Origin of the sequence: Serratia sp. EWG9 (genome assembly GCF_019913725.1) — a bacterium.
In the GTDB taxonomy this organism is placed as follows: domain Bacteria; phylum Pseudomonadota; class Gammaproteobacteria; order Enterobacterales; family Enterobacteriaceae; genus Serratia; species Serratia ureilytica.
Window position 1 is genome coordinate 87,848 of the sequence record NZ_JADNRO010000008.1, and the last position, 11,864, is coordinate 99,711.

At 57.8% G+C, this 11,864-nt stretch carries 10 protein-coding genes; all 10 read left to right on the forward strand.

Annotation, left to right across the window (positions count from 1 at the left end):
• Window positions 1–279: 279 nt before the first annotated feature.
• The 10 genes from ITX55_RS17805 (at window position 280) to ITX55_RS17850 (ending at window position 11,502) form a co-directional block, all read left to right on the forward strand.
• Window positions 280–492: a DUF4762 family protein gene (locus tag ITX55_RS17805; RefSeq protein ID WP_255612394.1), complete on the forward strand. Its 213-nt coding sequence runs from the start codon at window positions 280–282 to the stop codon at window positions 490–492.
• A 162-nt stretch (window positions 493–654) separates the two neighbouring features.
• Window positions 655–1,320 carry a DsbA family protein gene (locus ITX55_RS17810; protein WP_047026629.1) on the forward strand — a complete coding sequence of 222 codons (666 nt, stop codon included), beginning with the start codon at window positions 655–657 and terminating at the stop codon, window positions 1,318–1,320.
• Window positions 1,320–2,264: an ABC transporter gene (locus ITX55_RS17815; protein ID WP_042785294.1), complete on the forward strand. Its 945-nt coding sequence runs from the start codon at window positions 1,320–1,322 to the stop codon at window positions 2,262–2,264. The genes ITX55_RS17810 and ITX55_RS17815 overlap by 1 nt, the downstream gene beginning before the upstream one ends.
• A 19-nt stretch (window positions 2,265–2,283) precedes the next feature.
• Window positions 2,284–4,401 (forward strand): peptidase domain-containing ABC transporter, encoded by a 2,118-nt coding sequence (locus tag ITX55_RS17820; protein WP_223085258.1) that lies wholly within the window; start codon window positions 2,284–2,286, stop codon window positions 4,399–4,401.
• 70 nt (window positions 4,402–4,471) lie between these two features.
• Window positions 4,472–5,566: an efflux RND transporter periplasmic adaptor subunit gene (locus tag ITX55_RS17825; RefSeq protein WP_255612403.1), complete on the forward strand. Its 1,095-nt coding sequence runs from the start codon at window positions 4,472–4,474 to the stop codon at window positions 5,564–5,566.
• Window positions 5,556–7,514, forward strand: coding sequence for an ABC transporter permease (locus tag ITX55_RS17830; RefSeq protein WP_223085263.1), 1,959 nt, complete (start codon window positions 5,556–5,558; stop codon window positions 7,512–7,514). The genes ITX55_RS17825 and ITX55_RS17830 overlap by 11 nt, the downstream gene beginning before the upstream one ends.
• A 26-nt stretch (window positions 7,515–7,540) precedes the next feature.
• The gene (locus ITX55_RS17835) at window positions 7,541–8,890 is read left to right on the forward strand and encodes an efflux transporter outer membrane subunit (protein WP_223085265.1); all 1,350 of its coding nucleotides are present in this window, start codon (window positions 7,541–7,543) and stop codon (window positions 8,888–8,890) included.
• Between the two features lie 2 nt (window positions 8,891–8,892).
• Window positions 8,893–10,155: a beta-ketoacyl-[acyl-carrier-protein] synthase family protein gene (locus tag ITX55_RS17840; protein ID WP_197756213.1), complete on the forward strand. Its 1,263-nt coding sequence runs from the start codon at window positions 8,893–8,895 to the stop codon at window positions 10,153–10,155.
• Window positions 10,156–10,166: 11 nt separating this feature from the next.
• Complete coding sequence (locus ITX55_RS17845) at window positions 10,167–10,409, forward strand: acyl carrier protein (RefSeq protein ID WP_033644937.1); 243 nt, start codon at window positions 10,167–10,169, stop codon at window positions 10,407–10,409.
• 544 nt (window positions 10,410–10,953) lie between these two features.
• Complete coding sequence (locus tag ITX55_RS17850) at window positions 10,954–11,502, forward strand: tyrosine-type DNA invertase (protein WP_033644811.1); 549 nt, start codon at window positions 10,954–10,956, stop codon at window positions 11,500–11,502.
• Window positions 11,503–11,864 lie beyond the last annotated feature (362 nt).

An 11,864-nucleotide genomic window follows, 5' to 3' on the forward strand; every position in this document is an offset into this window, starting at 1 on the left:
AAATAAATCGTGGCTATTCCGGGGGTGAAATTAACTTTCATGTTTTTATAAGCAATTAAATTAGAATAATCCTTATATCAAACGTTACTTATTCCACTAAGCCTGCGGTGTAGTGTAAATAATTGTATTGATCTGCTTGTGTGAGAGGGCTATTCTTTTTCCCGCAGCGCTCTCATTGTTATCAATTAAATGTTTTTCAATGTATTGAAGAATTACTCTGTCTTGCAGGCAGAGTGATGGGTAGTGTGTTTATATTTTAATATATATAAGGATATTGTAATGAAGAAAATCAACCTGTCTGAAGCGGAAAACATCGTCGGCGGTACTTTTGTGTGTACCAAGGAATTTGCCTGGGTGGGCGGTGGCAATAACCGCACTTGCCAACTGGTGACCACCTGTGCCGATAAGTTTGGCGGCGTGAAAAAAACCTATCATCGGCGCCGGTGGCGAGCTGCCCTTCCACGCCGACAATCCCGAGCTGATGCGAGCTGAACGCTTGCAGTTAGGTTAGTGATGGACAGGCGGGGCGCTTGAGCGCACCGCCTGATAACGGAGATGAATTCCTTTTTTTATCGCTGAACCGTCAATCTCCCTTTCTGATTTGTAACGCTCATTCTCAAGTGAGCATTTATTTATGCGCAGGATGCGTCTGCTATGTATAAACGTCCTTTGCTGTTTTTTAGTTACACGCTCGTCATTATTTTCGCCTCTTCTTTTTTGACTGCGCTTTATTTCCAGCATTACGTTATGGCCTCGCCGGCGGCGGAAAGCCTGAGTTTTATCTCTCCGGAAAAAATAGAGCAAAGCCCATTGCAAGATGATAACGCCATTGTCGAAGTCTTCTCTTACGCCTGCCACTATTGTGAAGTTAACGAAAGCGGCGTGGCCGAGCTGGAAAAACGCTTACCGGCGGGAGCCAAATTGGTGCGCCTGCATCTCAGCGACGACGATCACGCCGGCATGGCGGCCTTTGCGCCCCTCTTCGCCACCCTGACGGTCATGGGGATCGAGGCGCAGCATCGTCCCGCCGCTTACCGCGCCATTATCAAAGAAAACCTCAATCTGGCGGATGAAAAGCAGCTCAGCGCCTGGTTGGTGGCCAACGGCATCGACGAGGCCGCCTATCAGCGGACCAGAGATTCAGAGCGGGTCAAGGAACTGTTGGCGTATATGACGGCGGTAAGCCGCTATTACCAGGTCAACGCGACCCCCAGCTTTATCGTCAATCGCAAATGGCTGGCGTTGCAAGACCGTGAGTTTTCCGCTTTCAGCCAGCAACTGCTGTCGCTGTTGCAGCACGATAAGCCGCTGGCCCCCTGATGCGCCTGCTCGCGGTTCGGGGCTTTCTGGCCTGGCGTAACGGCCTGGACGCCGTGGCGCGTCTCTCGGCTGTCCGCACCGGGGTGAGCCGGAGTCTGACGTGCGCTCTGCTGCGGCGCGTGGATTATCGCCTGTGGCTAAAGATGCAGAGGCGGTTGAGGTGGGGTCTGCAGCAACGCCGTTTTCGCCACCGGCAAGCGGTCGCTGAGGCGAATCGCCAAAGCCTGTTGGGCGACGGCAGGCTGGACTTCGCCTGGCTGATGCAGCGGCGACAATGGCTGGATTTGGCGGCGATCCAGGCCCGCAACGCCGCGTTGATGGAGCATTTGGCGCAGTGCACCTCACAGCTCAATCAGGTGGTGGAGCCGCTGCATCGCGCCGGGGTGCCGGTGTTGTTGGCGCCGATGCACACGGTTTCCGATGTGCTGGCGACGCTGGTCGGCGCGGGCGTTTATCCCGGGCGGGCAACGGTGATCGTTTCCGGCGACGCACAGACGTTAGCGCGGCGAGCGCCTGAGGGGGAATGGCGGCAGCGGCTCGACTATTGCTCGATTCACGACGATCCCCGGCATATTGCCGGCACCTTGTCGCAGGCGCTGCTGGAGGCGACGGAGCATCGGCGCAACATCATCCTCTTCCCGGACATCACGCCGGATTACACCTTGAACAGCACCCGGGACGCCTCGGCCAAACTGGCTTGCCGTTTGTTCAACCGGCCAGCGCATTTGCATAGCGGCATCGTTCGATTATCCCGAGCGATGCGGGCTCGAGTGGTGTGCTATTCGCTTTATTACGATCGCGGCGTTCGCATTCACATAGAAGAACCGATTGCCACAGAGCTGGTCGGCCGCGCCGTGCCGGAGATCGTCGAGCGCACCCTGTGGCGACATGCGGATGATTGGTTGCTGTGGCATTCGCACTCTTTATTTTTTATCAACGAATAAGTCAGGGATATCACTACGCATGGAAAACACCCTCCCTACGCCGGTCTTGCAGAGCGAAATCAATGAGTGCGGGCTGGCCTGCATCGCCATGCTGGCGGAAACGCAGGGCGTTCGCGCGCCATTGACGGAACTGCGTGAGCGTTACCCCGCTTCGCAACACGGCACTTCGCTGGCGACGCTGTGCGCCATTTTAGGGGAGCTGGCGTTGCCGGCTTATCCGGTGGCGTTCGAGCACCGGGATCTGGCGGCGCTGCCTTTACCGGCGATTCTGCATTACGGCGCGGGCCACTATGTATTGCTGGCATATCGTCAGGGCGGTTACGTGTGCGTAATGAATCCGGCGTTGGGGCAACAGCTGCTGCCGTACGCCGCTTTGAAAGCGGAAATCAGCGGCTACGCATTGGTGCTCGATCGCGACGATTTACCCTCCACCGCCCCCGCCGTGCGGAGCCGCCGGCGCGGTGCTTTCGCCAGTTTAAGCCTGAAGGATACCGCCGGCATCGCCGGCATTTATCGCCTGGCGGCGATGACATTTCTTATCTCGCTGACGCTGTTCATCATGCCGATGATGGTCGCCAGCGCGATCAATCAGGTGTTCGCCATGGCCGGTGAGGTCGCGTTTCCTTACGCCTACTATCTGCTGGCGTTTGTGGCATCCACGGCGCTGGCGCTGATGGCGCGCATCATCACCGAGCGTTTTATCAAAAACTTCGTGTTGCTGCACGGCGCCGCCGGTTTTTCCCGCCTGCTGGAAAATTCGCTGAATTTCTTCAGCAAGCGCGCGCCCGGCGAGATTTTCAGCCGTTTCACCAGCTGGCAGATGGCCGCCGGCCAGAAAATCGAGCTGGATAACGGCCTGCGCACCGACTGGATCATCGGTGCTATCGCGCTGGCGGTGATGGGCTATTTGAGCCCGATGTTGGCGCTGGTGCCGATTGCCGGCGTACTGCTGATGGGGGCGATCAGCGTTTGGGCTATTTATCGCGATCGCCACTTCACCCAGCAACTGCAGGTGAGAGGGGCGGTGCAGAATGATTTTATTCTGGAAACCATTCAGGGGTTTTCGACCATCAAGTCCGCCGGGCTCGCCGGCCAGCGGCAAGAGGGCTTTGCCGAGCATGCCCGTTCGCTGTTCAACTGCCTGCAGCGGCAAAAAGTCTATGAGCAGGTCAAGGGCAGCATTTATCAACTGATTGGCAGCCTGGAAATGGTGGTGTTCATGCTGCTGGCGCTGCCGCTGCTAAAGGGTGGCGAACTCAGTCTGGGGGCATTCTTCGCCTACAGCTTTCTGCGCGAAATTTTTACCTCTTACACCAGCAAGATCTTTTTTGCCGTCCTGCAGAAAAACCAACTGCACGTGATCGATGAGCGCGCGCGGGATCTGTTTCCTGCCGTATCTCTGCGTACCGGGTCTGGCGACGAAAGCGTGAACCATTTTGATGTGCAGTTGGCGTATCGGGGGGTGAGCTTCGCGTACGACGCCGGCCAACCGGTTTTGCGCGACCTGTCGCTGACGCTGGAACGGGGCGAGTGTATCGCCATCTGCGGCGGTTCCGGCGCGGGCAAGAGCACCTTGCTGAAAGTGCTCGCCTGTCTGTTGACGCCGCAGCGGGGGGAACTGACGCTGGATGGCCGCGTGCTGGCTAACGCCGCCGCGCAGCGGCTGTTCTTCCTGCAAAGCCAGGAGGACATTCTGTTCAATGCCTCGGTGTTGCAAAACATCACGCTGTTCGCCCCGTCGGCGCCAGGCCAGCAGAGACAAGTGGAACAGGCGCTATGCAGTTTGGGGCTGGCGGATGCGGTGGCGCAACTGCCCGGAGGCGTAAACGCTCTGGTGCGAGAGAGCCATGCCGGGCTGTCGCTGGGGCAACGGCAGCGTCTGTTGCTGGCGCGTGCCATGTACAGCCGTTGTCCGGTGTTGGTGCTGGATGAACCGACGGCGAATCTGGATGAAAAAACCGCTGCGGCGGTGATGTCGGCTCTGGTAGCGCATTGCCGTGAGAAGGGTAAAACCCTGGTGACCGTGACGCATAACCCGCGGCTGCTGCCGTTGTTTGATCGGGTGCTGCACTTGTCGCAGGGCCGGTTGTTGGCCGCCGTCGACACCAGGATGAATGACTGTGCTGAGGTGGAGTGACGTGCCCGGAAAGAAACGCTGGCGGCGTGTGGCGCTGGTGGCGATCGTGTTGGGGGGGCTGGCCGGCGGGCTGTTAGGGTTGAATCGGGCGCCTGACGTATCACCGCCGCAGACGGCGCGCGTCGATCGCGGCGACATCGAAAAAAGCGTGTTGGCTACCGGCATTTTGAAACCGGCCCGGCAGGTGAACGTTGGCGCGCAGGTCAACGGCCAACTGAAAAAACTGTATGTCAAACCGGGGGACAGAGTGGCTCAGGGCCAGCTGTTGGCCGAGATAGATCCGACGTTGCAACTTAACGAACTGCGCAAGTCGCAGGCCGAATTACGCAGCGCGCAGGCGCAGAAATTGGCGAGTCAGGCGCAGCTCAAGCAGTACCAACTGGAGTTGGCGCGGCAAAGGGCGTTGGCGCGAGATCGTGCCGGCGTGGCCAGCGATTTGGAAAAAGCGCAGGCGCAGCACGACGCGCAACTGGCGCAGTTGAAAGTGAACGAGTCGCAGATCGTTCAGGCCGAAGTCGCGCAGGAAACGGCGAGAGCCAACCTGGCTTTTACCCGTATTACCGCGCCTATCGACGGCGAAGTGCTGGGTATCGTCACTCAGGAAGGGCAAACCATCGTCTCATCGCAAAGCGCACCGACCATTTTGGTGATGGCGGACGTGGATACGATGATGGTGCATACCCGCATATCGGAAAATGACATCTTGCAGGTGAGGGCGGGGCAGCCGCTGTGGTTTTATGTCGCCGCCGATCCCCGCCGCCGATATGAGGGGGTCATGGGCGCGATACAGCAAGCGCCGGCAGAAGCGCTGGAAGCCGACCCGCTGGGCAGAAATTCAAGCCAGCAAACGGCGGCGGTGTATTACAACGGCGTATTTGCCGTCGCCAACGGCGAACGTCGATTACGCACCTCGATGACGGCGCAGGTATTCATCATTACCGAACGCGCCACGGGGGTGGTGCGGCTGCCGATGGCGGCATTGGGAGAGGCTCGGGATGGCGAGCGCTATCAGATCAGAGTGTTGGAAGGCCAGCGGGTTGTCGCGCGCAGCGTGCGCATCGGGAAGCGCGATCGCCGCTATGCGGAAGTGTTGGAAGGCGTGAGAGTGGGTGAGCAAGTGCTGCTGGAACACCAGCCAGATACGGAGGGTGAGCATGTCAGCTAGCACGGATCCCATTATCGTTTTGGAGAACGTTTCGCGCGAGTTTCAAGCCGGAGAGCAGAAAATCACGGTCCTCAAACGCGTTTCCCTGAGCATTCAGCGGGGAGAAATGGTCGCTATCGTCGGCGCCTCCGGCTCCGGAAAATCGACGTTGATGAATATTATCGGTTGTCTGGACAAGCCTTCTCAGGGGGATGTGTACATCAACGGGGTGGCGATTGGGCAAGCCGACGGCAATCGCCTGGCGCGGCTCCGCAGTCGGCATATCGGCTTTATTTTCCAGCGCTATCATCTGATGCCCTATCTGACGGCCGGTGAGAACGTGGCGATCCCTGCATTGTATACCGCCATGCCGGCCGCCGAGCGCCGCTCGCGGGCCGCGCATTTGTTGGCTCGCCTCGGGTTGGCGCAGCGAGGTGGCCATCGTCCGGCGCAGCTTTCCGGTGGGCAGCAACAGCGGGTCAGTATTGCCCGAGCTCTTATGAACGGCGCGGAAATCATTTTGGCCGATGAACCTACCGGCGCGTTGGATAGCACCAGCGGTCAGGCGCTGATGGCCATTTTGCATGAGCTGAACGCTGTCGGACACACCGTGGTCATCGTGACGCACGATCGGCGGATCGCCGAGCAGGCGCAGCGGATCATTGAGATCGGCGACGGCGAGATCGTGGCGGATCGTCGCCACGATGCCGCCCGACAGCGTTTTGCGTTCGAGAGGCCGCTGGCGTTGGCTGCGCCGCTGAAACGCATGAGCCCTTGGGCGGCGCTGCGAGAGGCGCTCGGCATGGCTTGGCGGGCATTATTAGGGCATCGGGTCCGGGCATTATTATCGATGCTCGGCATCATCATCGGCATTGCGGCGGTCGTTTCCGCCATCGCCATCGGTGAAGGCACGCGCCAAAGCATCCTCAGGGAAATCAGCCAGCTCGGCTCCAGCACGTTGGACATTCGTCCCGGATTGGGATGGGAAAAAACGCGTCCCGATTTCGCGCGTTCGCTGAGTGCGCGGGATGCAGCGCTGCTGGCGGCCTTACCTTATGTCGACAGCGTTTCGCCGGTCATCAGCACTCAACTGTCTGCCGTGCGCGAAGGCAAGCAGGTGCCGCTCGCCGTGATGGGCGTCGGCGAAGGGTATTTCCGCACGCAGGGCATTCGGCTGCTTTCCGGTGGCCTGTTTACTGCGCAGGATCTGAGTGACCGCGCACCGGTGGCGGTGATCGATCCCTTGCTGCAACAGGCTCTGTTTTCTTCCCGGCAAGATCCGGTGGGCGCGGTTTTGCTGATCGCGGGTGTGCCTTATCGGGTGATCGGCGTCGCGCAGCGCCGCGGCGCCCAATACGCCGGTTCTCAACCGCTTGCCTGGCTGCCCCATACCTCCCTGACTGGCCGCATCGCCGGCGATATGCCGCTGGAATCGATTGTGATGCGAGTGAATGAAAAATTGACGTTGGAAGCGGCAAGGCGGGATGTGACCCGGCGTTTGACCGTAGAACATGGCCGGCGGGATTTTTTCACACTGACCGACGATCAGCTGACGCAATCCATTCAGCGTGCCTCCGACTCCATGCGATTGCTGATTACCGCGATTGCCGCCATCTCGCTGCTGGTCGGCGGGGTGGGGGTGATGAACATCATGTTGGTTTCGGTGACGGAACGAACCCATGAGATCGGCATTCGATTGGCGGTGGGCGCCGCTGAGAAAGACATTATGCGGCAATTTTTGATTGAGGCGGTGGTGATCTGCAGCCTGGGGGGCGTGTTGGGGATCGCCTGCGCCGCGCTGGTTAAAGGGATGCTGAGCGGCTTGGCGCCGCAGGTGACGATGATCTTTACCTGGCCGCCGTTGCTGCTGGCCTGCGGGTTCTCGGCGTTGATCGGCGTCGGGTTCGGTTTCTTTCCAGCCCGTGCCGCCGCGCGCCTGCAGCCGGTGGAGGCGTTGGCGCGAGAATGAACCGACTTTGGATTTACGGACTGGTCATGCTGTCTTTGAGCGCTTGCGGAGGGCGGCCGATCGACGCCACGGCGCCACCGTCGTTGCCGCAGCAGTGGCGCGTGGTCGATGAACGTTCAGGTTCATTGCGGGCAGGCGTCGCCTGGTGGGAAAACTTCAATGATCCGCAGCTTTCCTCGCTGATCGATGGCGTGCTCATCGCGAATCAGGATCTGGCGCTGGCTGGATTGCAGTGGCGTGAGGCGATGTTGGAGGCCGGGTTGGTAGCCGGCAATGCGACCCCCGACCTGGCCGCCAGCCTGAGTGGCCGCAATACCAAGGCATTGCGCGGCGCGGCGCGGCCGCAAGAAAGTTACCGCGCAGGGCTGTCATTGAGTTATGAACTGGATTTATGGGGCAAGCTGGCGCGTATTCGCGAGCAGGCTCAGTGGCTGGCCGTCGCTTCGGAGTTGGATCGGCGCAATACCGCGTTGACTTTGATCGGCGCTACCGCTCGCGGGTATTGGCAGATCGCCGATTTGAATCAGCAAGTCACCCATCAACAACAGGCGGTGGCGTTCGCGCGCGAGACTGTACGGCTGGTGGCGGCACGTCACACCGCCGGCGACGTCGGCCGATTCGAGTTATTGCAGGCGGAGCAAAACCTATTGGCGCGGGAGAATCAACGGGATGAACTGGTACGGCAGCGGGAAGACGCTCGCAACTCGCTGGCGCTGTTGTTCGGCCGTTCACCCTTGCTGCGATACAGCGAAAGGCGAGCGCTACCGATCAACGAGGTGCCTATTGCGCCACGTCTGCCGGCGGCGGTGATGGCGCGGCGGCCGGACGTGCAGGCGGCGGAGCGGCGCCTGCGGGCGGCGCTGGCCGGTGCGGAGGCCGCTACATTGCGTTTTTATCCGGCGCTGAGTCTGGATGCCGCACTGGATGCCGGCAGCGGGCTTTTCCGCCAATGGTTCAGTGAACCTTCGCGCTCGCTGGGGGCGACGTTGACGCTGCCGTTCATCGAGTGGCGCAAGATGCGCTTGTCCAGCGACAAAGCGGCGTTGCAGGCGCAGCGCGCGGAGATTCAATTTCGCGATGCGGTTTACCGCGCGCTGTCTGAGGTAGACAGCGCCATGCGGGAACGTCTGGAAGCGCAGCGGCAAATCGGCAATCAGCAGCGGCATCTGGCGATGGGGCGACAAGCTGTGGCATTGGCTCGCCATCAATATCAGGCCGGTTCCGTCGCGCTGCAAACGTTGCTGGACGCGCAAGAGGCGGTGTTAGCCAGCGAGAATTCACTGTCGGCACTGCAATATCGCTACCTGAACGCCACGATGCAGCTCTGGCTGGCGCTGGGCGGCAACGAGGCTTTCGCATCCGGGCAAGGGGAGTAAGCATGGACAAAGAACAGAATACAAGACGTGTGGTGGTCACCGGTTACGGCGCCGTCACCGCGCTGGGTGGCAACGCGCAGCAAAACTGGCAGGCTATCATGGCCAACCGTTTGGCCTATCGCTATCACGATAAATCGGCGGCGGGGATCCACGCGCGCTTTTTTGCTTTGCTGGAGGCTGAACCGGCGCTGGAAGGCGTTGCCGCGCGGGTAAGCCGCCGGCTGCCCAGATTCGCCAGGCTGGCGCTGGCCGCCGCCTCGGAGGCGGTCGACATGGCGTTTTCATCCAGTTTTGTGGGGCCTGCGCACTTTTATTCATCGTTGGAGTGCGGGGCGATTATCGGCAGCGGCTGGGGAGGCCAGGATGAGATCATGCAAAACAATGCGGATTATCTGCAATCCGGCATGGGGCAGCTGTTTGGCTGTTTTCACGCGATGCCCAATATCGCGACCGCCATATGCGGCCAACATTGGTTGCTGCGGGGCTATCAGAGCTCGCCAGCGGCGGCCTGCGCGACCGGCGGCATCGCGATTGGCGATGCGTTTGAGGTGATCCGCAGCGGCCGCGCTTCAATGATGTTGGCCGGCGCGTCGGAATCACTGAGCGGCAATGGCGCGATATGGAACATCGACGCGCTGCGTTTGCTGAGTCGGGAGCAAAAGGATATCACCAAGGCCAGTTGCCCGTTCAGCCGGGAGCGCAGCGGCTTCGTGTTGGCGGAAGGGGCCGCCGTGTTGTGTCTTGAGGAGCGAGAGGCGGCTTTAGCGCGCGGCGCGACAATACTGGGGGAGGTCAAGGGATACGGCAACTTTTCAGACGCTTTTGATCTTACCGCGCCGGCGGAGGATCCGCAGGCCAAGGTGAAAACCATTCGACGGGCTCTGGAGCAGGCGGGGCTAAGCAATCATGAGATCGACTATATCAATGCGCATGGCACGTCGACGGCGCAAAGCGATGTGAACGAAACCGTTGCGATCAAGGCGGCTTTGGGGCGCGATGCTTATCGCACGCCGATTTCCAGCACGAAATCCTATACCGGGCACTTGCTCGCCGCATCCGGCAGCTTTGAGGCGATCGTCTGCCTACAGGCATTGCAGCAGCAAATGATGCCGGCAACCTGCCATTTGCACGAGAGCGATCCCGAATGCGATCTTGATTATATTCGCGAGGGGCATCGTCGCGGTCGCTTGCGCAATGTCATGAGTCTCAACTTCGGTTTCGGCGGTGCTAATGCGGCGCTGGTATTTGGTTATCACAATGAATAACGGTAGGGCCTATGGAAAAGTATCATCGATTGTATGAGGCGATTTGCGGCCTGTTGTATGAAGCCAAAGGATTGGACAGAACGCTGCTGTCGGCCGATATGCCGCTGCAACAGTTGGGGTTGGATAGCCTGGATTATATGGAGTTGATGCTGCTGGTTAGGCGTGAGTTCGGCATTACGCTCAATGCGGAAATGTTTATCGAACGGCCTGACCTGACCCTTGGCGAGCTGTGTCACGTTATGACCAGTCAATAATTCTCCCCCCAGGCGGCCGTGTGATGCGGTCAGGCCTGGGTTATTCCCCATCGTGACTTTATTTCCTCCTGCCCTGATTTTTCCTCTTATCGATTCACATAAAGATTAAAACTTATCGGTTTGGTTAAGATACGTTCGCGCCGGCGGATTTATTTCGTTTTTTTACGAGCCGTATAACGCTTTGAAACCCATGGCGCCTCGCGATTTTATTAGGATTTTTCTTTGTTTTGTCGGTTTGTTTGCCAATTTCAGCGCATGTGTAAAATGGAAGTATTAACGCAAACTAAAGTGAATCGGGAAGTATGCCGTCCTTATTATTTCTGATGGTGGCAGTTGAGCTGCGGTTTTGATTAATGAGGGGGCCTCAAGGGAGGCGCTGAAGGGGGGATTAATCCCTGTACACTGTTCGCGTTTGGCAAATCCGTTATACTCCGCGCTGGATGCAGGAACCTATCCATAGCCAGGGGAAACCCTGAGTGTCCATTGTGGTGATGTAAAAGGAAAATGACAGCCACATTTTTCCGATCAAAGTAATAGAGGTTGTATGTCTAATCGTAAACATCTGACGCCTTCTGAAGTGGAGAGACTGCTTGAGGTCACGCTGCATGGAAAGAATCCAGAACGCGATTATTGTCTGATTTATATGTGTTTTATTCATGGTTGCCGCGCCAGCGAAATTGGGGGATGGCGTTTGTCGGACATCGATCTGGAAGGCGGCAACATTTATGTTCATCGTTTGAAGAATGGTTTTTCCACGGTGCATCCGCTGTATCTGCGAGAAAGGCAATGTTTGCGGCGTTGGCTGGATAAACGCCGGCAACACCGCTGGGCCGATCAGGAATGGTTATTTCTTTCCAATCGGGGCGGGCGTTTGTCGCGCCAACGTATTTACGGCCTGCTTCGTCATTACAGTAAGGTGGCGAAACTGGAGATTAACGCCCATCCGCATATGCTGCGGCATGGTTGCGGATTTGCGTTGGCGGACCGAGGTATCGATACCCGATTAATTCAGGATTACCTCGGGCACCGAAATATTCAGAATACAGTGATTTATACCGCCAGCAATGCACAGCGCTTTAAAGAAATTTGGTAAGCGCGATTTAATAGAGTAACGGCAAGGAGTCACTTTGAACTAAACTGAAACATACTGTAAGGACGCGTAAAAACAATGTCAATATTCCTACGCTCACTTTGCCTGATAAAGGAAAATTTTTTTTAAAAACATATCGTTGTGTTCATGTTTCATTTCTTCCGCACTCCCGCCATCTAAGCAAAATCCTAATCAAAGAAAAGTCATTTTAAATCAATCGGCCAATCCCTTGGTTTTTTGGTCTGATTTGAGGTTATTTTGTTTTCTATTTGGCTTTAAATTCTGTCTTTTATTTGTTTTTTGGTTTTAAAAACCAAAGGAGTCACTTTAGTTCAAAATGAATCGTTTGGGTGAATAAGCCTTAG